Here is a 25,927-nt window from a genome sequence, read left to right on the forward strand (position 1 = left end):
AAATTATGAAAATTTTAAAAAAAATATCTTATTCTTTATTTTGTGCTTTAGCAACAACAGCTTCAATTTCTGCGTTAGTTTCATGTTCATATACCTTGGGGAATTTACCAAATTTTCGTGAAGGTAGTCTTGATTACTCGTTTAAATTTGTTTCAAAGCCAAATAGATATGTTCTTTTATGAAATGAAGAAAAATTAGATCAATATGCAAAACAAGGTTCTGAGAATCGAAAAGACAAAAGGCAATATGAGTCTCGAAGAAGGACTGCATACATTCGCGCTTGAAGAGATGCTTTTGATCAATATCAAAAAGATCTTCGAAATAGAGTTATCAGCAAATTATCTCCAAATCTTAGCGTTAAATCTCCTTTAAAAAATTTCTCAATTAGCCTTGAACAATTCGATAATATAACTCAAAGTATAGAGGAACCTTTTTTAGGAAGTAAAGCAATAATCAAGTTTAACGATTTTTCTTATGTAATTAATAATCAAGAATATTTACAATCTGAATTACCTATAGAAAAAGCGAACAAATTAATAAAAGAAATTCAGACAGCCAATAAACTACCAATTAAAGTTGCTTTGAACTATTCTGTATTAATTGATGGTAAGCAAATTGATAACTTTGACATCACAGTTACACATTTATTTGATACACAAATTACTAAGAAATTAGGAGATGTATACAATAATTTAAACATCAAATTAGCTGAATTTCCTAAAGTTAATATCGACTGAAATGCTAAAGAAATTGACAAAAAATATTTTGACGCAGAAATAGTAGCTGATGCTGACGGAGATACTTTTGTTGTTAAAGTTACCGATAAGCACAACACTGAAGGATTTAAAGTTGGAGATGAGTTAAGAATCAGACTCTCAGGGATTGATACTCCTGAAAAGGCTGTTAGTACAAAACTTGCTTCACCTTTTGAACAAACATTTGCACGCATTTCTTCTAAATTTGCTTCAAAGTTAATGAAAACTAAATTAAGCAACGGGACTGAAATTGGTAAAAAACTAAGAGTAGCATTTTATAGTGGCAGAGACTCTTATGACAGAGCTTTAGCAGACGTATTCTTTGGTGACAATTATGAATATTCATATAATTTATCAATTGTAGCTCAAGGGTACACTTTACCATATGTACAAGATGGTAATTGAGAAAACAAAATTACACAAAAAAATACTTACGAAAATCTCTTATTTCCACTAATTTATACTTATTTCAATAAAGCAATTGAAGAGAAAAAAGGATTTTTTGAATTCTTTAATGCACCAAGAGATGTTCAAATCTTTGTTTATCGAATGAAAGAAAATGGACAATGAAGACCTTTTTGATCAAAAACTGAACCAGATGCTTCTTCTGGTAGAGTGTTGGATTTTTTAAAAAACCCACTAAATAAGGAAAAGAAAAAATAAAATATGAAAATTATAAATAGAATCAAAGATTATATTGGTCTTTTGACTGTTAAAGATTCACAAGATTATCAACAAGTTCTAGACGAATATAAACAGGAATATTCAAGAATTGATCATGAAAAAATTCCAGCAATTGAACTCAAGAATCTTAATATTGATTTTGGAGAAACCTTAGCTGTTGATAATGTATCATTTAAAATTCCGGAAGGTAAATTAGTAACTCTTTTAGGACCAAGTGGAAGCGGAAAAACCACCACTCTAAATGCAATTGCTGGTCTTTTGACTGCTACATCAGGAAAAATTCTTTTCCGTGGTAAAGATGTTACCGATTTTACTCCACAAAAACGTAAAATTGGTTTTGTTTTTCAAAATTATGCTCTTTATCCACATATGAGTGTATACGCTAATATTGCATTTCCACTTAAAAATGATGCTGAATGACAATATAAAACATTCATGAAACGAATGAAAGCTCAAAACGATATTCGTTGCATTTATCTTAAAGCTTTAGGTGCTAGTGATCAAGAAATCAAAGAATTACAAGATGCATATATTGATTGAAGAATTGCACGAAAACAATCACGAGCTAAACTTGACGAAAAATATGCCAAATTAGTAGCTGAATATGAAAAAGCCAACACTGAGTATAAAGTTGCTCGTGTACATGAAACCTCTGAATTATCTCTACTATCAAAAAATGTGCTTAAAACTAACGAAAACATTCGTAAAGATACTAAAAATAAAATTAGAGAAATTAAAGAAAAATATAAATATGCACTTGCTAATAATGAATTAGTCGAATCAGAATTAATTCCTTCTCAAGTTTTTGAAAACTTTGATCAATCTCTTTTGCAATTTCAAAAGAACATAGACGAACATAAAGCAAAGGAACTTGAAGCACAATTACTTGAAGCACAATTACTTGAAGCAAATGTTAAACTTTTAAATGAAGATTTTAATAAAATCACTTTAAAACATCGAATTTTAATTGTTAAATTAGAAGAAAAAATTCTAAATTTAATTACTAGATATAACTATGAAGTTAAATCAAAGAAGATTTTAGAAAAGTATAAAGTTCTTAAAGAAGAAACAAATATTGCCAATAGACAAGCAAAAGCATTGTTTAAAAAATCGCTTAAAGAAGATGCTGAATATTTGAAATTACTAGATTTAAGCAAAAATCTCAGATATTATGCACAAAAACGTTTCTTTAATTTAGTAAATCAACTTGAAACTAAATATTCTTATAAAGAGAGTTTAAAACAAGAAAAAACATCAGGAAAAAGAATTTTATCTGAATCGGATATAGAAAGAGTTAAAGAATTAGCTAAAAATGATATCCCTTTACGTAAAGCAATTCATAACGAGGTTATGGAAGTAGCTAATCGGGTGGAGATTGTTAAAATTCTCCAGAAAAAACCAACTCGTCTTTCAGGTGGACAACAACAAAGAGTTTCAATTGCTCGTGCAATTGTTAAAAAACCACAAATTCTGCTTATGGACGAACCGCTTTCAAACCTTGATGCTAAATTAAGGATTTCAACACGCCAATGAATTAGACAAATACAGCAATCACTAGGAATCACTACTGTGTTTGTTACTCACGATCAAGAAGAAGCTATGTCAATTTCAGATATTATTGTTTGCATGTCTACAGCAAAAGTGCAACAATTAGGGTCGCCGATGGAACTTTATAATAAGCCAAAAAACCAATTTGTAGCACGCTTCTTAGGAATGCCAGAAATGGGATTACTCCCTTCAGAATATAAAGACGGGAAACTTTATGTGGCTTCAAAACACATTAAAGGAGTTTTCCTACCGAACAAAGACCAAGTCTCATTAAATGTTGGTGTTCGTTCAGAAGACTTTATAATTAAAACTGCAAAAGATAAATATGATTTTACTGGAACTATTTTAGTTAAAGAAAACTTTGGAAAAGAAAGTAAATTAGTTATTGAAATTAAAAACGTTGGTCAACTTAACTTTTTACTAGATAATAATTATGATTATCAAGTGGGTGATTTAATTTACTTTAATATCCCAGTGAAAAAACTTCATATTTTTGACGCTTTAACTGAGGAGAGATTAGAATATGAAATTAATTAATCCTCAATCAATTTCAAAAATTGCTCAAAAAATTCCATTTTCTTACAAATGAGCTTTAAAGAAAATGGCCTCATTAAAAGGAACATTATCATATTCAATTTTAGATCGTAAAACTAATATGGTGGTTCCACTTATGCTCTTATCTCCTGGAATTGTGCTTCTTTTAGCTTTTACTATTGTTCCGATGGTATTAAATATTTACGGTTCATTTACTGATGATAATGGTGATTTTACCATTCAAAACTATGTAACTGTTTTAACTGATTCTAAATTTGCATTTGGAGTGCGAAACTCATTTATTTATGGTATTTTCACACTCCCTATGATAATGATTATTTCGTTAGTTATCTCTTCAATTATCGCTAAGCTTTATCGCAAATATGCTCGAGGATTTTGACAAACAATATTCTTTATGCCATATGTTACTAACGGGGTTGCAATTTCACTTATGTTTGTTCAGCTTTTTAATCCAAACGGGTTGCTTAATTCGGTTTTAGGAGTTAAAACTGCTTGATTAAAATCAGGGGATGAAGGAACTTTTAATGCTTTAGTTGCTATTATGGTTAATGGTATTTGAAATGGATTGGCCTTTAATATTCTTATTTATACCACTGCAATGCTTTCGGTAGATAAAAACTTATATCGTTCAGCTTCAATTGATGGTTGTTCAGAAATTAAACAATTCTTCACAATTACTCTTCCATCAATTCGTGGAACTATTAACTTTATTGTCACTTTAGGAATTATTGGAGGACTTAAAGTATTCCCTTTAGCATTATTTCAAAACAAACCAGAAGATGCCTTTAATAATGGTGGAGCTTCAATTATGTTATATGTGTATTTACTCACTAAGCAAGGAAACTTAGCACTTTCAGGAGCTTCAAGTATTGCCTTGTTCATCATTGGAGTAACCTTTTCATCAATTATTCGTGGTGGGTTCTTATTAACACAAGTTACATTAAATAACTTAGGAGAAAGAAATGTTTGAGTTAAAACTAAGAGCTAAACAACATTTTATTAGTAAGAAACTTAACAAGAACCAAGAACGTGTCTCTTCTCAAGTGCGCGAAAAAAATCTTTATGCTGTGATTTTATCAAGCTTTCTTAAATTACTTGTGCTTACATTTTTTGGGGTTTTAATTATTTTCCCCTTTGTATTCATGATTTTAGTGTCGTTTATGAACGATAGAGAAGCAAACTCGCTTGATATTACATTTACTTTAATTCCTTCATTTTCAAAAGGAATTGGTTATGTTCCCAAAGAAGGACTTACCAATTTTGATCATTGAGCCGATATTGCTAAAAATACTTATTCTAGAGCACTTACAACCGGATATTGAAGTGCGTTTATCCTTACTTCAGCTAATGTGCTTGTCTCGGTTTTTTTAAAAGTATTTATTACATCGTTAATGGGATATGCTTTCTCAATTCGAAACTGAAAAGGAAAAGGAATACTGTGATTTATTTCACTTGCACTTCTTGTCCTTCCTGAAGTTGCACTTCTTTCAGGACAATACATTGTTATTTTAAAAACCGGATTATTTAAAAACTTCTTCTTATTTGTTATTGGTGTTGCCGCTCCTTTTGCGGCTAGCATCTTTAATACAGTAATGTATAAAAATGCTTTTGAAGCCATTCCAGGAAGAATTAAGGAAGTTTCGCTGATTGATGGTTCTTCAGGAGCTAAATACTTTTTCAAAATTGCTCTTCCAATGGTACTCCCAACTACTATTACCATTATTATTCTTACTTCACTTGTATCGTGAAATGCTTACTTGTGACCATTAGTTATTTCTAATATTGGTAGCAACGGATACGAAGTTATTTCGGTTTGATTATTTAAAGCTGGACTTGATCCTGAAGATCCTGACTCTGGTGCTAATATAGCAATTAATGTTAAATTAGCGGCTAGTATAATGGTTATTTTGCCAATGTTTGTAGTGTACTTATTTGCTAGAAAATGAATTATGAGAGCTGTATCAAGACAAGGATCAACAATTAAAGGGTAAATATGAAAAAATACAAACGAAAAATAGTTATTTGAATAATTTTAACAGTGTTTTCTTTAATTATGATCGGCGTGCTTTCTTATGTTATTAATTTTGCTCAAGGAACCCTAGATGCCACAGCAGGTGTTAATTTAGATAGAACAATTATATCGGCTTATAAAGTGGTTAAAGCTTATTCAATAGGAGGTTTGACATTCTTTTGTATTATTGTCGTGATTGGTTCGATCATTTCATATGCCGGACTTAAATCATGAAAATATTCAGAAATGTTTTAAAACATGAAAAAGAAAAATATTTTCAAAACCTTATTGGCAACACTTGCAATTAGTACGACCTCAGCTAGTGCTGTTTCATGCCTGTATGAATCGCATCCAACTGTTATCTATGCTAAATCATATGCATACAACAATCCCTTTCTTAATAAACCACGTATTGCTACAAAATATGGGAATAAATCACTAATTAATTTTGAAAATTCATTATTTAACAAAGCTAATTTAATTTTGTTTTTAGATAGAGTTAATTATACTTTTGAAGGTAACTATGATATTTCTAATAAAGAATTAGAAAAAATCATTAATAATGCAGTTGAGATTAAAAATGATCAATTTATTAAAAACCAAAAAGCAATTACACAAATTACTAATACAAATGCTCTCAAATATTTTAATCAACAATTTGACAAGCTTAACCAAAAGTTAAGCGAATATCAAAAAGGGAGCAATGCTAAAAAATTAACTGATTTATTGTCGTTGGATTTTTCAATTACTGATAAAAACAAAATTAAATATACTCAAGAAGAAAAAGAAATTTATAAACTATATGAATTATTAAAGGATTACAGATTCATTGATATCAGCGACCCAAATAAATTAGTAACCGAAGCAAAAGTTCGCGAAATAATTGAAAATTATTTCAAAGATACTCCATTTTACTCAGAGTATTTAAAAAACAAAACACTTCCATTAGACGATTCTCGTTCAATGATTAAAGTTGAAAAAAATGGTGAAGATATTGCAAATATTTCGTTTTCATATGTACGTAGCGGTTTAGTACCATTTAATTCTATTCCTTATAATCGTTTTATCGATTTTGCTAAAATAATAAAACCAGATTTTAGCGCAAGAGAACTAACAGATTCAAAAGATGCATACTTAAAAGTATTTGAATATATGAAAAAACAAAATTATATTGTTGATGATACAGCTAAAAGAGGAATGTCACTTGGATTTGGACCTTCGTTTTTACTTGAAGGAAAAAACCCTGAAGACGATAAACCATCTGATGAATTTAAAGTTTTTTCAAATCAGGCTAATATTATCGCTTTAACTCCTGAAGCCGAAAAACTAAGAAAGGAATTTTTAGCTGATCCAATCAAGTTCTTTGAATCGCATTTAGAGTTAATTAACTATAATTCACTTGTAACTATTTTAAGAAGAGTTCAAGGTCGAAAAAACAACATTGAAAAAAATAAAGACCCAAAACTTACAGCTCGTTTACAACAATTTTATAATAAAGATAAAAATGCAGCTCAACTTTTACAAAGCCAATTAGATAATTTTTTAGCTGCTTATAAAAAACTAAAACTTGATCAAGCTCAAAATGCTCCACAATCGCAAATTAATCAAGAACAAGCCCAAGTTGAAGAATTGAAAAAACCTTTTCTTAAGGATATTGAAAAGATAAGAAAAATTGTTCAAGATGGGATTGAAAAAGCTCGAACCAATATAAATCATTTTGTAGAGCTTTATGCTTATGCTTTATTTACCTTAGGAGATTATAAAGTTCAAATTATCAAGGGGACTCATCAATATCCTAAAGATACTCAACCGCGCGATACTTATTGATTAGAATTTTTTGATAAAAAAACTAATCAATGATACATGGTTGATCTTTACAAAGGATATTTATCATATCAAAAAGATTCGCCATTTACCTATAATCCAGAGCAAGAATTATTTACTAATTTACCAAGTGGATATACTATTGATCCAAGCTTTAAACAAATTGCTCATGTTAAATAATATAATTAAACCAAATTCATTGAATTTGGTTTTTTATTTAATTGTTTTGAATAAATATCTATATTTAAATGATAAATACTTTATTTCAATTTTGAGACTTGATTAAATTTAAATTATTTCCATATTCTTACTTTTTATGCATTCAAAATATAATTAAAAGAACATGAAAAAGTCTTTTAGAAAACAAACCATAAGTTCAAATCTAAACACTTAAAAAATATTTTTTATTTTTTTAAAAAGCGGAAAAATAATGTGTTTGTCTTTTGATATATTAATTTGGTAATTTTAGATTGAGTCCATTATTTTCAATAATGAACTCCCTGTTTGTTTATCTAGTGATAAATTTATAATATTTATATGAACACAGGATTAAATCATCAAATGGCTAAAGAGTTAATTGAAAATCATTTTTTTCAATTAGAAAAAGAGTTTGCTCATTCACAAGAACGCAAAGATAAAGGATGAAATATTTATCGTGTGAGACCTAGAATTATCAAAAGCATTTATGGACAATTAACATTAAAACGTTATTTATTCATTGATAAACAAAGAAATTTTCAACATTTTGATAATCCTTTTTATCAAATAACAAAACACAAAAATATTGATAATGAATTAAAAAATAAAGTGTTTTCAATGAAAATGCAAGGGAATTCTAATCGTCAAATTTTAAAGGATTTATAATGATAAAATCAATTTTGAACGTGTTCTAAACACAACAAAACGCTATATATTGAAGCAGATGATACATATGTTAATCTAAACTTAATAAACATAATACACAAAAAACAAGAGCAAGAATGATTGTTTTACATCAAGGATTAAATGAAAATAAGCACATTCTTAATAAAACCACATTAATAGAATTAGCTCAAACCAATTCAAAAACCAAGACAATTAGTAGGCAATTTATTGATAACATTAAAGCTAAAATTGAACAATTTTATGGTTCAGATTATGAACAAATTGTTGTCTATGGAGACGGTGCTAAATTTATTAAACGCTTAGCAAAAGCATTTAATGCTAAATACATTTTAGACAAATTTCACTTGCTGAGAAAGCTATTTTTACTATGTGGTTTTAATAAATACAACACAGAAAACAAGCGTTTGTTTATTGATTATTTAGTACAAAATAGCACCACTTTGTTTGCTAAAATTAGAGATTTATTACTTAATAATCAAGCACAAGAAGCGTTATTTTTACTTGAAAATGAGTTTGAAAATAGATGAAATTCACTTTCAAAACTAAAGCAAAATCAATATATGGACTTTATCAAATATATTAAAAATAATCGCCAATTTATCATTCATTACAATATTGGCTCACACACTGAGTCATTAATTTGTCATCAAATTAAGAAAAATGGAACAAAAAAATTCACTACATATGGCATTGAGACATTCAAAAAAATACTCATTTTTAATTTAAATGAACGTGAAAATTTACTCTTTATTTAATTTTAAAACTCCCATTTTTGATCACTTGAAAATACTCAAAAATACTAATTTTCTTCAAAATTGCAAAATTGCCATTTTTATTGATTTTTTCTAAAATGCAAAAAGTGGACCATTTTTACATAACAAAATAAGAAACTTTAATATACTATGTATATTACTTGTTTGGAATATTACATTTTGCATAAAGATTTTATGCACACTTAAATTTTTGCATAACAAATGACACAAAATTATGCAAAATTCTATTATACAAAGTATAATAGCACGAATAAGAGATGCCTGCGTTAAGCAGATTTGCATCACCTTATCGTGCTTTAAAGCATGCATGTGTACACGTGCGCGCGTTGCACTTAAATTTTGAACTTTGCATAACGTGTTTTTAGACATGTATTTTTAACATGAAAAACCCTGAATTTTTTTCTTAGCATGTTGTTGATTTGGCATAATTTTTATGCTTAAGAGATGTATATGCTCTTTACTGACAAATTTTGGATTCTATTCAATTTTATCTGTATTTATGACTTACTTAATTTCATTGTTTTTGAATAAGTTATAATTAAAATAACTATGGCAAAACTTAAAATACTATTTTTTGGCGATGTTTTTGGACAACCAGGAATCAATACTCTTCAAGCAACATTACCAGAATTAAAAGAGCAATATCAACCTGATTTTATTATCACGCAAGGAGAAAATGTTTCAGGTCGCAAGGGCCTGAATTTAAACGATTATCAAAAACTCAAAGAACTTGGAGTTAATGCAATCACGATGGGAAATCATGTTTGAGCTAATGAAGAAATTTTTTCTTTTATTGAGCACAGTGATATTATTCGACCCTTGAATATTAATCAAGGATACCCTGGTGTCGGAGCAAAAGTTTTTAAGATTAAAAACAAAAAACTTTTAATTATTTCCCTGATGGGAATTACGTTTAATCCTTTGTATGCACCTTGAAAACAAGAAACCGCTAATAATTTTTTTGATGCTTTTGATGCTGAAATTCAAAAGCATGAATATGATTATATCTTTGTTGATTTCCATGGTGAAACTACCAGTGAAAAGAATGTTTTTGGATTATATGCAGATGGAATTGCGCATGCAATCTGCGGAACCCATACCCATGTGCAAACTAGCGATGCTAGAAAATTACCTAAAGGAACACTATTTATCACTGATGTAGGAATGTGCGGGCCGCAAGATAGTGCCATTGGAGCTAATTATGAGCAAGTATATAATAATATGCGCTTTAACTCGAAACAACGTTTTCAAGTAAGTCCCAATCCAACTCAACTCAATGCTGTTCTTTTAACTTTAAACATTAATAAACAAAAAAATAAGATTAAAACTATCAATTTGAGAAATGTGTTAGCTTAGGCTAATTTTTTTATTTTTTTTCAAGAAAATGTTTTTGTAAAAAATTTTTATATGTATAATTAAAAAGCTACAACAACAAAAAAAGTTCTTTGAAAACTAGATATATAACAATACATGACAGTCAATTTTTTCGAGAGTTTGATCCTGGCTCAGGATGAACGCTGGCTGTGTGCCTAATACATGCATGTCGAGCGGAGTTTATTTATAAACTTAGCGGCGAATGGGTGAGTAACACGTACTTAACGTGCCCTTTAGATTGGAATAACGCTGAGAAATTAGCGCTAATGCCGGATACTTATTATTAACGCATGTTAGTAATATCAAAGGAGCGAATGCTTCACTAAAGGATCGGGGTGCGGAACATTAGCTAGTTGGTAAGGTAAAAGCTTACCAAGGCGATGATGTTTAGCGGGGTTGAGAGACTGAACCGCCACACTGGGACTGAGATACGGCCCAGACTCCTACGGGAGGCAGCAGTAGGGAATTTTCCACAATGAGCGAAAGCTTGATGGAGCGACACAGCGTGCAGGATGAAGGCCTTCGGGTTGTAAACTGCTGTTATAAGGGAAGAAAAAATAGTAGAGGAAATGCTATTATCTTGACGGTACCTTGTCAGAAAGCAACGGCTAACTATGTGCCAGCAGCCGCGGTAATACATAGGTTGCAAGCGTTATCCGGAATTATTGGGCGTAAAGCGTCTGTAGGTTGTTTATTAAGTCTGGCGTCAAAACTTGGGGCTCAACCCCAAATCGCGTTGGATACTGATAGACTAGAGTTATTTAGAGGTTAATGGAATTCCTTGTGAAGCGGTGGAATGCGTAGATATAAGGAAGAACACCAATATGGCGAAGGCAATTAACTGGGAATATACTGACACTGAGAGACGAAAGCGTGGGGAGCAAACAGGATTAGATACCCTGGTAGTCCACGCCGTAAACGATGATGATTAGCTGATGGACACCATTAGCGCAGCTAACGCATTAAATCATCCGCCTGAGTAGTATGCTCGCAAGAGTGAAACTTAAAGGAATTGACGGGGATCCGCACAAGCGGTGGAGCATGTGGTTTAATTTGAAGATACGCGTAGAACCTTACCCACTCTTGACATCTTTTGCAACGCTATAGAGATATAGTTGAGGTTAACAAAATGACAGATGGTGCATGGTTGTCGTCAGCTCGTGTCGTGAGATGTTCGGTTAAGTCCTGCAACGAGCGCAACCCTTATTCTTAGTTACATGATCTAAGGAGACTGCCCAGGTAACTGGGAGGAAGGTGGGGATGACGTCAAATCATCATGCCTCTTACGAGTGGGGCAACACACGTGCTACAATGGATAGTACAAAGAGAAGCAAGATGGCAACATGGAGCAAATCTCAAAAAACTATTCTCAGTTCGGATTGAAGTCTGCAACTCGACTTCATGAAGTCGGAATCGCTAGTAATCGTAGATCAGCTACGCTACGGTGAATACGTTCTCGGGTCTTGTACACACCGCCCGTCAAACCACGGGAGCTGGTAATGCCCGAAGTCGGTTTTGTTAACTACGGAGACAACCGCCTAAGGCAGGACTGGTGACTGGGGTTAAGTCGTAACAAGGTATCCCTACGAGAACGTGGGGATGGATCACCTCCTTTCTACGGAGTACAAAGATAATTCGTTCAACGAATTATTTACCTGAATAAGACTATTTTTAAATACCGTTATGTACATTGTCAATAGTCCAATGATATATCTAGTTTTGAGAGAGCTTACTCTCATATGTTCTTTGAAAACTGAATAGTAAAGATATTAATTAATATAACAACGACATCAAAAAAACATTTTTTAGTCAATTTGTTTTGTGATACCGAGTTGAGAATTATTAGCAATAATAATTTATTAAAATGTCTTTGAATACATCAACAATAGGAAAATACATAACTTTTAAATAAGTAAGAGTTTGTGGTGGATGCCTTGGGTCTGGAAGTCGATGAAGGACGTGATTACCTGCGAAAAGCCTCGTGGAGCTGGATATAAGCTACGATACGGGGATGTCCGAATGGGGAAACCTAATTAGAGTAAAGTCTAATTGCTAAGCAATGAATATATAGTTGCTTTTGACGAGAGACGTTGTGAACTGAAACATCTTAGTAGCAACAGGAAAAGAAAATAAACAATGATTCCACTAGTAGCGGCGAGCGAAAATGGAAGAGCCCAAACCAACATATGTTGGGGTTGTAGGACTATCTACATGAAGTTACAAAATTTTGTCATAGCAAAATTAGTTGGGAAACTAAAGCATAGAGGGTGAAACTCCCGTATGCGAAATGGCAAAATCTTCTGATAGCATCCTGAGTAGGGCGGGGCACGTGAAACCCTGTCTGAATCAGCCGGGACCATCCGGTAAGGCTAAATACTAACCAGACACCGATAGCGAACTAGTACCGTGAGGGAAAGGTGAAAAGAACCCGGGAGGGGAGTGAAAGAGATTCTGAAACCACTTATTTACAATTAGTCAGAGCCCGTTAATGGGTGATGGCGTACATCTTGCAGTATGGACCGGCGAGTTATGTTATCATGCGAGGTTAAGTGGACAAAAGCGGAGCCGTAGAGAAATCGAGTCTGAATAGGGCGCATTAGTATGATGACATATACCCGAAACCAGGTGATCTATTCATGAGCAGACTGAAGCTTGGCTAATCCCAAGTGGAGGGTCGAACCGTAGTACGCTGAAAAGTGCCCGGATGACTTGTGAATAGCGGAGAAATTCCAATCGAACTTGGAGATAGCTGGTTCTCCTCGAAATAGCTTTAGGGCTAGCGTGTGATGTTAAACTTTGGTGGTAGAGCACTGAATATGGAATGGCCGCGCCTAGCGGTACTGACTATAATCAAACTCCGAATACCATTGTGTATTATCATGCAGTCGGAACCGAGGTGCTAACGTCCCGGCTCGCGAGGGCAACAACCCAGATCGTCGGCTAAGGTCCCAAAATTGTGTTAAGTCAGAAAGGTTGTGGGGTTTCATAAACAACTAGGAGGTTGGCTTAGAAGCAGCCATCCTTTAAAGAGTGCGTAATAGCTCACTAGTCAAGAGACCCTGCGCCAATAATGTAACGGGAGTAAACACAATACCGAATCCACGGGTACATTTATGTACGTTAGAGGAGCGTTCTAAACGCAGTGAAGTCAGAGCGTGAGCACTGGTGGAGCGTTTAGAAGTGAGAATGCCGGTATGAGTAACGATTCGTAGTGAGAATCTACGACGCCTATTGGGAGAGGTTTCCGGGCAAGGTTCGTCCACCCAGGGTTAGTCAGGACCTAAGGAGAGGCTGAAAAGCGTATCTGATGGACAACAGGTTAATATTCCTGTACTTTCTGCAACAAGTGATGGAGTGACGGAGAAGGATAGCACTACCCATTAATGGATTTGGGGGTAAGCTTTAATTGGTGAACATAGTTAAATGCGTGTTCTATAACCAAAAGGAGTAATGCATAGACTCGTAAAAGAGTTTAATTGTGTGATTTCATGCTTCCTAGAAAAGCTTCTAAGCGTTATAAAGTTGCAGATACCTGTACCGAGAACGGACACACGTTCCCAAGATGAGTATTCTAAGGCGAGCGAGAAAACTAGTGTTAAGGAACTCTGCAAAATAACCCCGTAAGTTCGCGAGAAGGGGTGCCTATTTAATAGGCCACAGTAAATTGTGAGGGGCAACTGTTTATCAAAAACACAGCTCTCTGCTAAACCGCAAGGTGAAGTATAGGGGTGAAGCCTGCCCAGTGCCCGAAGGTTAAGCGGATGCGTTAGCTTAATGCAAAGCGTTGAAGTGAAGCCGGGTGAACGGCGGCCGTAACTATAACGGTCCTAAGGTAGCGAAATTCCTTGTCGGCTAAATACTGACCTGCACGAAAGGCGCAATGATCTCTCAACTGTCTCAACACTAGAACTCGGTGAAATTATGGTTCCAGTGAAAACGCTGGATACCCGCATCAAGACGAAAAGACCCCATGGAGCTTTACTACAACTTCGTATTGAAACTTGGCCTAACATGTGTAGGATAGGTGGGAGACAGTGAGATTAAAACGCTAGTTTTAATGGAGTCATCCTTGAAATACCACCCTTGGTATGTTGAGTTTCTAACCTGCTACTGTAATCCAGTAGGGGGACAGTGCGTGGTGGGTAGTTTGACTGGGGCGGTCGCCTCCTAAAAGGTAACGGAGGCGTTCAAAGGTACACTCAATATGGTCAGAAACCATATGTAGAGCGCAAAGGTAAAAGTGTGCTTGACTGCGAGACCTACAAGTCGAGCAGGTGCGAAAGCAGGACTTAGTGATCCGGCTGTACGTCATGGAACGGCAGTCGCTCAACGGATAAAAGTTACCCTGGGGATAACAGGCTTATCTTGCCCAAGAGATCACATCGACGGCAAGGTTTGGCACCTCGATGTCGGCTCATCGCATCCTGGAGCTGGAGTCGGTTCCAAGGGTTTGGCTGTTCGCCAATTAAAGCGGTACGCGAGCTGGGTTCAGAACGTCGTGAGACAGTTCGGTCCCTATCTGATGTGGGCGTTGGAATATTGATGAGAGCTGCTCTTAGTACGAGAGGACCGGAGTGGACGTACCGCTGGTGTTCCAGTTGTTTTGCCAAAAGCATAGCTGGGTAGCTAAGTACGGAAAGGATAACCGCTGAAAGCATCTAAGTGGGAAGCCTCCTCAAAGATAAGTATTCCCTTGAAATTCCTTATAGACTATGAGGTTGATAGGATGGAAGTGTAAGTGTAGTAATACATTCAGCTGACCATTACTAATAAATTTGCATACGCGTCATAGGACGCATTTTTTTATTTTTTTGAATAAAATATCTATATAATTTGTATCAAGGATAAATTTAATTCTACAATTTTAAGTTTATAATTTATTTATCCATAAAATGAACTTAAACAGAAAAATTATTTTTAAAATTCACTTCCAATAATTCTTCCAATAACAAGAAAAAACGCTAAATTTATATCTTTTATGCTATAATTAAAAAACAAGCAAAAAGCGAAATATTTTTTAATAAAAATCCTTTAAAAAATAAGATTTTTAGATATAATAAATATGCACTTATTAAGTGATAAGTGGAGAAGTAGCTCAGCTTGGCAGAGCGCTACGTTTGGGACGTAGTGGTCGCAGGTTCAAATCCTGTCTTCTTCACCATTTATGGGGGGTTAGCTCATTTGGCTAGAGCGCCTGCCTTGCACGCAGGAGGTGGTGGGTTCGAATCCCATACTCTCCACCATTTATGGCACTGTAGCTCAGTTGGTTAGAGCATCCGGTTCATACCCGGAAGGTCATGAGTTCGACTCTCATCGGTGCTACCAAATTAAACCAACGCTGTATTTTGGACCTATAGCTCAATGGTTAGAGCAACCGGCTCATAACCGGTCGGTTACAGGTTCGAGTCCTGTTGGGTCCACCAAGTGGGTGATTACCCAAGTCTGGCTGAAGGGACTAGTCTTGAAAACTAGCAGGGGCTTCACGGCCCGCGGGGGTTCGAATCCCTCATCACCCGCCACTTGTTCTTTGTTTAATTTTAATATCGCGGAGTGGAGCAGTTGGTAGCTCGTCGGGCTCATAACCCGAAGGTCATAGGTTCGAATCCTGTCTCCGCAACCAATGGTCCAGTGGTAAAGTGGTTAATACGCCTCCCTGTCACGGAGGAGAACGCGGGTTCGATCCCCGTCTGGACCGCCATTTGGCCCTGTAGCTCAGTTGGTAGAGCAACAGATTGAAGCTCTGTGTGTCGCTGGTTCGATTCCTGCCGGGGCCACCATTAAAAAACACTCTTTTTTGCTTGCTATTAACTTAGTAATTGAAAAAGAGTGTTTTTACTTTTTCTAGTATAATTTAAAGTAAAAATACAAATAAAGGAGGAATAGTGTCAAAAAACTTGAAAAAATGATTGTTTTTAATGAATAGTGCCATTATTCCTGCTTCTTCATTTTTACTGATTTCATGCACTGATCATCAACGTTTTCAAATTCAAGAACAAATTGCCAGTGCTTTAAATCAGGTACCTTATTTTCAAATTAGACCAATTATTAATACCCCAAGTAAGGATAGTGAATTAAATAATTACACTGCTGAAGCCCTTGATTGTATGTGTTTTATTCAAGGCAATTCATTCAAATATAATGGATATACTTATCGTTCAAAAGTCATTAGTGTTTTGCAAAATATTAATAGTGATATTGCTGAAATTAAAACTCAATGAACTATTGATGAATATCCAAATATTATTTCATATCCCAAAATCTTTAAAATTAGTGGTTTCAAACCAATTCCAATTAATCATAAACATTATGTAAGAAGTGATCAAATTCAAATCCCTAAACAAGAATGTTTAAACAAATATAATGGACAAACAGGAGCATAAAATGATCGATTATAAGAAAACTTTAAATATGCCAACAACTGCTTTTGAAATGAGAGCAAATTTAACCATCAAAGAACCTCAATATTGTCAATTTTGGCACGATAATCAGGTTTATCAAAAATTATTAAAACGTAATAAAAATAATCAAGCTTTCATTTTACACGATGGTCCACCATATGCAAATGGTGATTTACACTTAGGACATGCTCTCAATAAGATCTTAAAAGATATTATCGTCCGTTATAAAACAATGAGTGGATTTTACTCACCTTTTATCGCTGGTTGAGATACTCACGGATTGCCAATTGAGCACAGAATGCTCAATGAAGCTAATTTAAACCAACATGAGTTATCAATTGGAGAACTTAGAGCTAAAGCTGCTCAATATGCTTTAAGTCAAGTTGAGATTCAAAAAGAACAATTTAAACAACTTTCACTTTTAAGTGATCTAGAAGATATTTATATTACCCTAGATAAAAACTATGAGGCTAAACAATTAGAATTATTTAAAAAAATGGTTATGGATGGGTTAGTGTATAAAGGACTCAAACCTGTGTATTGGTCTCCTTCATCACAAAGTGCTCTTGCTGAAGCTGAAGTCGAATACCAAGATGTTGTTTCACCTTCAATTTATGTGGCTTTTGAAATTATCTCTTCTGATTTTGAATTAATTCAAGTTGGCGATCATGTCATTATTTGAACTACCACTCCATGAACCTTACTAGCTAATGCCGGTGTAGCTTTAGGGGAAAATATCGAATATGTACGTGTAGCTGTTGCGAATAATCATTACATCATTGCCAGTGATTTACTAAAATCAGTTGCTAATACATTAAAATGAGACAACTATCAAATAGTAAGCTCATTTCTCGGAAAACAAATTAGTAATGTACAATACAAAACACCAATTTTAGATAATGTTGCTCCATTAGTAATTGGGCACCATGTATCTACTGATGCAGGAACTGGATTAGTTCACATTGCTCCTTTATTCGGGGAAGATGACTTTTTAATTGGAAAAGAGAATAAACTTAACATGATCATGCACATTTCTGATGATGGGCATATTGAAAATACTCATACTAAGTTTGATGGAATGTTTTATAGTGATGCTAATAAAGCTATTTCAGAGTTTTTAGGGCACAAAATGCTTGCTTTTGCTCGTATGAAACATTCATATCCACACGATTGAAGAACCCACAAACCAATTATCTTCCGTGGAACCCCACAATGGTTTGTTTCAATTGATAAAATCAAAGATCAAATTATTGAACAAATCAACACTCAAATCAAATCATACCCAGATTGAGGTAAAAAACGCTTACTTTCAATGATTCGAAATCGTTCAGATTGAACTATTTCACGTCAACGATCATGGGGAGTACCAATTACTATTTTCTATGATGCCGATAAAAAACCAGTTTTAGATGAACAATTATTTGACCATGTTATTAATTTAGTTAAACAACACGGAACTGACGTGTGGTTTAATTGAACCACTGAAGAACTTTTACCTGAACAATACAAGGGCAAAAATTTTACCCGTGAAATGGACATTATGGATGTGTGGTTTGATTCAGGTGTTTCTTCGCTCGCGGTGAATATTGATAATCAAGCAATCCCATATGATGTTTATTTAGAAGGAAGCGACCAATATCGTGGTTGGTTTAATTCGTCAATTATTAATGCAGTTGCTTGAAACGGTAAAACCCCATATAAAAACTTAATTTCACACGGTTTTGTTCTTGATGCTAAGGGCGACAAAATGTCTAAATCTAAAGGGAATACTATTTCTCCAATGCAAGTTGTAACTCAATATGGTGCGGATATTTTACGTTTATGAGTAGCTAATAGTGAATATTCAAACGATGTCTCAATTTCAAAAGATATTTTGAATCAGAATAGTGAAATTTACCGTAAATTACGCAATACTATTCGCTTTTTACTAGCTAATTTACAAGGATATACTTTTGATCAAAACGTTGAATTAATTGGAATTCATTTATACATTTATGAGCAATTGAAAAAGATCAAAAACAAAGTATTAATTGCATATGATGAATATAAATTTATCAATGTTATTAAGTTAATTAACAATTATGTTGTTGAATTATCAGCTTTTTATCTTTCAATTATTAAAGATGTTTTATATGTCAAGCCACTTGATGATGAACAAAGAGCTATGACACTACATAATTTATATCTAATCACAGAATTTTTAATCACATCTCTTGCACCAATTCTACCAACAACAGCTGAAGAAGCATATCAATTTTTTCAAAAAGAAAACAAACATGAATCAGTCTTTTTTGAAATTTTTTTCACAAAACAAGACACCATTAATACCCCCATTCTTGAATTATTTAAAAATGAATTCTTCACTTTAAAAGATCAAGTAAATATTTTAATTGAACAAGCAATTCAAAACCAAGAGGTTAAACGTTCAAACGAACTTAAACTAATTCTTCCAAAAAATGTAAGTCAATTTATTACAAACCTTGATTTAAAAATGCTACTTCAAGTTGGAGATGTTGCTTTTGGTAATCAATTGAAAGTTGAAAAGTTTGATTCAATCAAATGTTTAAGATGCTGAAACCATTTTTACGCAAGTCAAATGAACGGAGACATTTGTTCTAGTTGTCACGAAATAGTTAAAAATTTAGGACTTGATAATGAATTATAAATCTATTGCCAAAAATTTTGTTAAATCAATTAAGACAAATCACAAATTCATTTGATATAACTTTGGTATTTTTCTAGGTGTTTTTGTTGCTTTATTATTAATTGATCAAATTACTAAAACCTTTCTTTTTGATCACGGAGATGTATTCAAAATGAATGCTAAGGGAGAAATTCCGCTTTTATTTCCGGATGGATCTGTAAGATTTGTCCGTCCAGAAAGTATTAATCCAGCCTCTCCTAACGAATGAACTAATTGAAAAATCATTGGATTTCGTAGTGTTTGGCACCACGGTGTAACCATTTTACCAAATCCAAATTTTAAAATAATTCAAGCTATTAGCGTACTAATTGTTATTTTAGGTTTAGTATTACCCTTTTTTACTAGTAAAAAATCTAGAATGACCTTTATTTGTTTAGGAATTATTGCTTCTGGTGCATTTGGAAATGCTTTAGATCGCTTTTTGTTTCTCAATCATGTTAAAGATATTTTCTACCTTCCTTGAGCTGATAAGGGAACCTTTAATTTTGCTGATGTTTGCATAATTTTAGGAATGATAATTCTTATTGTTTATTTATTTATTTCTTTTATTATTGACGTTTTTAAAGAAAGTAAGCAAGAAAAACAAGAAGAGATCGAAGAAAACAAATTAATTGTTCAAATCAGTGCCACTCAAAAAGAACTTAACTTATTAACTAATAAAAACATTAGACATAAACGTCGAAACAAAAAATTATTAATTTCGCGTCGAAAAATTAATATTTCTCGACATAAATAATCTTTTACATAGACTATCACTTTATAAAAATAATAAAAAATAGAAGGATAAAATTTAGAAAATAATATGAATGAAAATAATTTAAACGATCATTCATTAAGTAATTCGCAAATCCAGAATTACAAAATGCGTGAATATTTAATTAATTCAAAAACTGAAAAATTAACAATTAGTATCATTTTTCAACGTTATTGATGAAAAGTATTACTGGTTATTTTGTCATCATTTTTATTTATTTTTGCAGTACAAATCTTCTTTACTCGGGGAGATACAGTTCCAACTGGATTTAGTGGATTTCCAACTCTACTAATCATTTTATATCCTAAAGTTGGTCCATATTTTGCTTTAATCTTTTTTGCAACTAATTTACCTTTATTTGCTATTTTTTGAACCAAAATTAAAAAAAGTTTTTTATATTTAACTATGCTCTTTTTAATTTTTTCAATTTTAGCTAATATCATATTGAGCAATGATAAAGTATTTGAATTTATCACATCTGTGTTTAACTTTGTTCCAGATACACTCAAAACCCAAGATTTTTATGATCAAGCTGGAAATGTTAAAGGCAACTTAGCTCAAGCTTTTGAGCACTATGGAGTGCCAAAAGCCTTAAAAGATATTGATGCTTTTGTAAACAAATCATATGAAAACAAAGTAAATTTACTCAAATTACAATGATACAATGAAGGGAAAACCTGACCATTCTTCCTTTATTGTGCACTTGGAGCCTTATTTGTTGGTCTTTCGGCTACCTTAGCATGAATTGGAGGTGGATCAACAGCTGGAACTGATATTATTGCTTATTATTTTGTAACTAAAAGAAAAAAATCAGTTGGTGGAGCAATTGGTATTGTTGCAACCATTATGGGGATTATGTTCTTAGTTATTTGAGCATTTGTTCAACCAAATATTTCTTCTGCAGACCAAGCCAACTATCGAACAATTATTGGAGCTAGAGAATTAGCTACTTTCTTCTTTGTTTTAGTAGCTAGTGGAGTAATTCATATTGTATATCCAAAATACAAAAAAATGAAAATGGTGATTGTTTCAAGTGATCTTGACCAAATTGTGGCTTACTTTAGTACTATTGAATACTGACATAGTTACCAAATTATTGACTTTAAATCAGGATATGATGGCAAAACTAAATACAAAATTGAAACCGTCGTGCTTTTATTTGAAAGTAAAAATTTAATTAGCGATCTCAAAATAGTTGATCCTAATGCGTGAATTTCGCTTGCCCCTGTTAGTTCAATTTTCGGAAAATTTGATACTCAATTTGTTGATCAATAAAGATCTATTTAACCACAAAAGACTAGGTAAAAAAACTTTACCAGTCTTTTTTATTTATTTCATTTTTAATAACTTTTTAATATAATTGATTTTAACATTAATAATATTATGAATAATTTTACACACAAAAAACAGGCTTCAATCAGTCCAGATTTACCAAGTGATTATAAGGTCAATAATAACGAAAAATCTCAATGTAATTTAAGTTTATTAGATTACAAAATGGGCGAATATTTAATTGCACATCAAACAGTTAAATTAACGCTAGATGTGATTTTTAAACGTTATTGGTGAAGAGTTTTATTAGTGCTTGCATCAGCTTTTTTATTTAACTTTGCCATTCAAATTTTCTTATCTCGTGGAGATACAGTTCCTTCAGGATGAACTGGAATTCCTACCTTGCTTCAAATTTTAATTAAACAGCTTCGCCCATATTTTGCCTTAATCTTTTTAGCGGTTAACATTCCTTTATTTGTCATTTTTTGAAAAAAAGTCAAGAAGAGTTTTATTTATCTGACTTTGACCTTTATGATTTTGCAAATTTTAGCTAATTTAATTTTTACACAACCAGTTATTTATGAATTCATTACTTCGATTATTAACTTAGTGCCTGATGATTTAGATATTAATACTTTATATAACGCAGATCACACTGCATTTCATTCTAACATTAGCGAAGCAATCTCGCATTTAGGGATTGTTAGTGATAATCCTAAAGTTAGTGGAGCTTATTTTATTAAACCTGAACATTTACAAAATTGAATTAATAATCATTACAATGATAAAGTTGCATTATTAAAAATTCAATGATATAACGAAGGACGCACTTGACCATTTTTACTTTATTGTGCCTTAGGTGCTTTCTTTGTTGGAATAGCGGTTTCGCTTGCATGAAAAGCAGGAGGTTCAACTGGTGGAACTGATATTATTGCTTATTATTTTGTCACTAAAAGAAAAAGTTCTATTGGTGGTTTATTAAGCTTGTTTGGTATCATTACAGCTTCAATTTTCTTGCTTATTTGGGGATTTGTTCAACCCAATATTGCTGCAAAAAATCAAAAATACACTACTATTTTTGGAATTAGAGAATTATCAACTTTTACTTATATTTTAATTAGCAATATTGTCATTTCAATTATTTATCCAAAATATAAAAAACTCAAATTAGTTATTGTTTCGGATCAAATGGATAAAATTGTTCAATATTTTAATACTATTCATTACTGACATAGCTATCAAATTGTTGATTTTAAATCAGGATATGATGGAAAAATGAAGTTTAAAGTTGAAACAGTCGTACTTTTATTTGAAAGTAAAAACTTAATAAGCGATTTAAAATCTATTGATCCCAAAGCCTGAATTTCACTTATTCCAGTCGGGAATGTTGTTGGAAACTTTGATACACGATATGTTGAACAATAGTGGTCTAGTACTACTATTGTTTTGTTTTTCTCTTTTTTGATCAAATTCTTTAAAAGTTTATTACTACTTTGAAAGGAGAAAAACATGAAACTAAATCAATTAAGCAAAATCCCGCAAAGTGATTATGTAAACATTGTTCCAGGATTTGCAATTGCAGCTTTATTAAGTGCAATTCCGCTGATTATCAATTCAATTGCTCCCATTGTTGGCTTAATTAAATCATCATTTTCAATTAGTGGTGAAATTAAAGATAAAACTAATTCATATAAATGAGATAATTCTAAAACTATTGAAAAAGCAAGCCCAAATAGTTTGAATAAATACATTAGTTTTTAAAGTCTTATTGTATAATTGGAATGTTACTCTTAAGTAACCGTACTAAAAAGGTTTTAAGTGCATTTAGCCACCTTGAGGACGAGCCAACTTTGGAGGTATTTGCATGATCGCAATTATCGAAACAGGTGGTAAACAATTATTAGTTAAGGAAGGTCAAACCATCTTTGTTGAAAAACTAGAAGGTGAAGAAGGAACAACAGTTTCATTTGATAAAGTGTTGCTTGTTGATACCAAAATTGGTCAACCTTACGTAAAAAATGCAATCGTACAAGGCGTAATCGAGAAACAAGGTAAAGCAAAGAAAATCGTGGTATATCGTCACAATGCAAAGTCAACTCACAAAAGAAAACTTGGACACCGTCAACCATACACAAGAATTAAAATTACATCAATTCAAGGATAGGACTTAGAAAATGGCAAAAACAAAAGCCGGTGGTTCGACTAAGAACGGCCGTGATAGTCATAGTAAGAGACTCGGTGCTAAGTTAGGTGATGGACAATTTGCAAGTGCAGGTTCAATTATTTACCGTCAAAGAGGAACTAAAATTTTCCCAGGTGTAAATGTCGGACGTGGTGGAGACGATACTCTATTTACCAAAATTACAGGTTATGTAAAATACGAAAGCAAAAGAAACAGAAAATATGTTTCAGTTTACCCAGAAAAGCAAAACAAAATGTCATAATTGACATTTTGTTTTTATTCAAGATTCATACATTCACTAATCATAGTCACCAATTGAATCCCGTTTTTAATCAATTGATTGTTATATCCGTTGATTTTTTGAGATGGAAAGCAATAAACATCTTTATTTAAATTAGCAAAGCACGAAATTAAATTCTCGACTTTAGTATTGTTTTGAGTTGAAAAAATAATCAATCTTTGACACAAAGCAGCAATAAAAAGATTAGTAGTTTTAAAACTTGATCTTCGTGCATGGTCAAATAAAGGTGTTAGTGTGATATACAGTTCATTTTGAGAAATTTTATCTTGCTCTATTTTACTCAAATCGTTTTTTAATACGTAAATAATTTTAGCTCCAAGCTTTTTGAGTTTGTCAATAAAGGTTTTTTCGCTATTAAAATAATTAGTTACAATAACACAATTACGGACAATTTTTAAAATATTTGAGCTCATAAAATGATCGTTTTCTTCTTCACTCACTAAATAAACCTTTTGTTCATGTTTGAGTAAATCTAAATTTCCTTTGGTAAAAAATCCAACCGGTGGATACTTATAAAAAAGCAAATTATCTGGAAATAAGTCATCATACATATCGATAAAATTAATTTGATATTGTTGATATAAATTAGATATTTTTTCAATTTCAATATCTACATTTTTTAATGGTGAACGCATATTTTTGTAAATAGTGTAAGTATCGCTTTTGAATTTATGGGCAAAATATAATAATAATTTATTCATAGAACCTCATTAAAACAATAATCTTTTAGTTCAATTATTCAAATAATGTACAAAAGCGTCAATTTTACACTTTATCAGCTAATAAAAACGCCATATATTTGTAAATTTGGACTTATGCAGAATTTAATATAATTAACTATACTTAAAAGATAAGTATAAGGAGAAATCATGAAAATTGCATTTTTTGATGCAAAAGGAAAACGTAATCAATATTTAGACCAATTTAACAATAATCAACATGAATTTATATATTTTAAAGAAAACCTTACTTTAGATAATATTGACAAAGTGAAAGGATTTGATGCAATTGGTGGATCTGTCAATACTCGATTTAATAAAGAAGTGTTAGAACAATTGCATAAAAATGGAGTAAAATTCTTACTTCAAAGATCAATGGGATATGACAATGTTGACCTTGCTACAGCTAATAAATTAGGAATTGAGGTATTTCGTGTTCCTAATTATTCAGCAGAAAGCGTTGCTGAAATGGCCGTTTTAATGCTTCTAGCATTAAACCGTAATTTATTGATTGCTAATAAAAGAGTTTCAAATTATGATTTTACAATCAATGGACTACTTGGAAGTTGCGTTCATAATTCAACTGTCGGAGTGATTGGTAGTGGAAGAATTGGGCAAGCATTTATTAAAATTATAAAGGCAATAGGAGCAAGAATTTTAGTGTTTGATGAGCCGCTTCAAGCAAGCAATCCTGAATTAGCTCAAAAATTAGGATTTGAATTTGTCACTTTTGATCAAATGCTGAGTCAAAGTGATTTTATTTCACTCCATGCACCATTGCTCCCTTCAACTAAACACATTATTAATGCTCAATCAATAAATAAAATGAAAGACGGAGTAATTATTATTAATACTGCTCGTGGTGAAATGATTGACACTAGTGCAGTATTGGCTGGCCTAAAAAGTGGAAAAATTAAGGGATTGGCGTGTGATGTGCTTGAACGTGAACAAGGAAGATTCTTTCTTGACCGTTCAGCCGATAAAGCTGAGCTTGAAAAACTTGATCCAGAATGAAAAGAATTGATACAAATGGATAATGTACTTATCACACCACATTATGCTTATTTAACTGATGTAGCTCTAAGTCAAATTGCAAAAATTACTTTAGATAATGCTAATGCAGCTCAACGTGGAGACTTTACCAATGCATTAAAATTAATGCCAGATGGTAAAGTTCATAACGGCTAA

At 32.5% G+C, this 25,927-nt stretch carries 18 protein-coding genes, 8 tRNA genes, 2 rRNA genes and 1 pseudogene; 28 read left to right on the forward strand and 1 reads right to left on the reverse strand.

The features are described from left to right. Positions 1-5: 5 nt before the first annotated feature. From NPA11_RS01045 to rpmA, 27 genes and pseudogenes are all read left to right on the forward strand, one after another. Positions 6-1,418 carry a thermonuclease family protein gene (locus NPA11_RS01045; RefSeq protein ID WP_257043797.1) on the forward strand — a complete coding sequence of 471 codons (1,413 nt, stop codon included), beginning with the start codon at positions 6-8 and terminating at the stop codon, positions 1,416-1,418. Positions 1,419-1,421: 3 nt separating this feature from the next. Then, positions 1,422-3,524: an ATP-binding cassette domain-containing protein gene (locus NPA11_RS01050; protein ID WP_257043798.1), complete on the forward strand. Its 2,103-nt coding sequence runs from the start codon at positions 1,422-1,424 to the stop codon at positions 3,522-3,524. Beyond that, positions 3,511-4,530, forward strand: coding sequence for a carbohydrate ABC transporter permease (locus tag NPA11_RS01055; protein WP_257043799.1), 1,020 nt, complete (start codon positions 3,511-3,513; stop codon positions 4,528-4,530). Before NPA11_RS01050 ends, NPA11_RS01055 begins: the two co-directional genes overlap by 14 nt. Next, a complete protein-coding gene (locus tag NPA11_RS01060; protein ID WP_257043800.1) occupies positions 4,505-5,533 on the forward strand; it encodes a carbohydrate ABC transporter permease in 1,029 nt (342 codons plus the stop codon). The genes NPA11_RS01055 and NPA11_RS01060 overlap by 26 nt, the downstream gene beginning before the upstream one ends. Positions 5,534-5,595: 62 nt before the next feature. Then, on the forward strand, positions 5,596-5,808 hold the full coding sequence (locus tag NPA11_RS01065) for a hypothetical protein (protein ID WP_257043801.1): 213 nt from the start codon (positions 5,596-5,598) through the stop codon (positions 5,806-5,808). Between the two features lie 3 nt (positions 5,809-5,811). Continuing rightward, a complete protein-coding gene (locus NPA11_RS01070; RefSeq protein WP_257043802.1) occupies positions 5,812-7,557 on the forward strand; it encodes a hypothetical protein in 1,746 nt (581 codons plus the stop codon). A gap of 357 nt (positions 7,558-7,914) precedes the next feature. Beyond that, positions 7,915-8,241 (forward strand): hypothetical protein, encoded by a 327-nt coding sequence (locus NPA11_RS01075; protein WP_257043803.1) that lies wholly within the window; start codon positions 7,915-7,917, stop codon positions 8,239-8,241. A 95-nt stretch (positions 8,242-8,336) separates the two neighbouring features. Beyond that, positions 8,337-9,017, forward strand: a pseudogene (locus NPA11_RS01080) (Mbov_0401 family ICE element transposase-like protein); the annotation flags it as partial. A gap of 567 nt (positions 9,018-9,584) precedes the next feature. After that, positions 9,585-10,391, forward strand: coding sequence for a TIGR00282 family metallophosphoesterase (locus NPA11_RS01085; RefSeq protein WP_257043805.1), 807 nt, complete (start codon positions 9,585-9,587; stop codon positions 10,389-10,391). A gap of 126 nt (positions 10,392-10,517) precedes the next feature. Continuing rightward, positions 10,518-12,024, forward strand: a 16S ribosomal RNA gene (locus tag NPA11_RS01090). 287 nt (positions 12,025-12,311) lie between these two features. Then, positions 12,312-15,192: ribosomal RNA gene (locus NPA11_RS01095) — 23S ribosomal RNA — on the forward strand. The 16S and 23S rRNA genes sit together here with 8 tRNA genes alongside, the layout of an rRNA operon. 301 nt (positions 15,193-15,493) lie before the next feature. Beyond that, positions 15,494-15,570, forward strand: a tRNA-Pro gene (locus tag NPA11_RS01100). Positions 15,571-15,575: 5 nt separating this feature from the next. Next, positions 15,576-15,652, forward strand: a tRNA-Ala gene (locus NPA11_RS01105). Between the two features lie 5 nt (positions 15,653-15,657). Continuing rightward, positions 15,658-15,734 (forward strand) — tRNA-Met (locus tag NPA11_RS01110). Positions 15,735-15,756: 22 nt separating this feature from the next. Next, positions 15,757-15,832: transfer RNA gene (locus NPA11_RS01115), tRNA-Ile, on the forward strand. Positions 15,833-15,835: 3 nt separating this feature from the next. Further along, positions 15,836-15,928, forward strand: a tRNA-Ser gene (locus NPA11_RS01120). A 25-nt stretch (positions 15,929-15,953) separates the two neighbouring features. After that, positions 15,954-16,029: transfer RNA gene (locus NPA11_RS01125), tRNA-Met, on the forward strand. 2 nt (positions 16,030-16,031) lie between these two features. After that, positions 16,032-16,107, forward strand: a tRNA-Asp gene (locus NPA11_RS01130). 3 nt (positions 16,108-16,110) lie between these two features. After that, a tRNA-Phe gene (locus tag NPA11_RS01135) sits at positions 16,111-16,186 on the forward strand. 105 nt (positions 16,187-16,291) lie between these two features. Continuing rightward, positions 16,292-16,789: a hypothetical protein gene (locus tag NPA11_RS01140; protein ID WP_257043806.1), complete on the forward strand. Its 498-nt coding sequence runs from the start codon at positions 16,292-16,294 to the stop codon at positions 16,787-16,789. A gap of 1 nt (position 16,790) precedes the next feature. Then, positions 16,791-19,472 (forward strand): isoleucine--tRNA ligase, encoded by a 2,682-nt coding sequence (ileS, locus tag NPA11_RS01145; protein ID WP_373457097.1) that lies wholly within the window; start codon positions 16,791-16,793, stop codon positions 19,470-19,472. Next, positions 19,462-20,247, forward strand: coding sequence for a signal peptidase II (locus NPA11_RS01150; RefSeq protein WP_257043808.1), 786 nt, complete (start codon positions 19,462-19,464; stop codon positions 20,245-20,247). Before ileS ends, NPA11_RS01150 begins: the two co-directional genes overlap by 11 nt. A gap of 66 nt (positions 20,248-20,313) precedes the next feature. Continuing rightward, positions 20,314-21,540 (forward strand): DUF2179 domain-containing protein, encoded by a 1,227-nt coding sequence (locus NPA11_RS01155; protein WP_257043809.1) that lies wholly within the window; start codon positions 20,314-20,316, stop codon positions 21,538-21,540. Positions 21,541-21,648: 108 nt separating this feature from the next. Further along, positions 21,649-22,962, forward strand: coding sequence for a YitT family protein (locus tag NPA11_RS01160; protein ID WP_257043810.1), 1,314 nt, complete (start codon positions 21,649-21,651; stop codon positions 22,960-22,962). Between the two features lie 84 nt (positions 22,963-23,046). Then, positions 23,047-23,298, forward strand: a complete 252-nt coding sequence (locus tag NPA11_RS01165) for a hypothetical protein (RefSeq protein ID WP_257043811.1) — start codon at positions 23,047-23,049, stop codon at positions 23,296-23,298. A 103-nt stretch (positions 23,299-23,401) separates the two neighbouring features. Then, complete coding sequence (gene rplU / locus NPA11_RS01170) at positions 23,402-23,701, forward strand: 50S ribosomal protein L21 (protein WP_257043812.1); 300 nt, start codon at positions 23,402-23,404, stop codon at positions 23,699-23,701. Positions 23,702-23,711: 10 nt separating this feature from the next. Then, positions 23,712-23,981 (forward strand): 50S ribosomal protein L27, encoded by a 270-nt coding sequence (gene rpmA / locus NPA11_RS01175; RefSeq protein WP_257043813.1) that lies wholly within the window; start codon positions 23,712-23,714, stop codon positions 23,979-23,981. A gap of 14 nt (positions 23,982-23,995) precedes the next feature. On the opposite strand, the gene NPA11_RS01180 is transcribed toward rpmA, so the two are convergent. Beyond that, complete coding sequence (locus tag NPA11_RS01180; protein WP_257043814.1) at positions 23,996-24,721, reverse strand: hypothetical protein; 726 nt, start codon at positions 24,719-24,721, stop codon at positions 23,996-23,998. Between the two features lie 168 nt (positions 24,722-24,889). Between NPA11_RS01180 and NPA11_RS01185 the strand changes: the two genes are divergently transcribed. After that, entirely contained in the window at positions 24,890-25,927 is a 1,038-nt protein-coding gene (locus NPA11_RS01185) for an NAD(P)-dependent oxidoreductase (protein WP_257043815.1), read from the forward strand.

The sequence above is a fragment of the Mycoplasma sp. 1578d genome, from assembly GCF_024582695.1.
Taxonomy (GTDB): Bacteria; Bacillota_I; Bacilli_A; order Mycoplasmatales; family Metamycoplasmataceae; genus Mycoplasmopsis.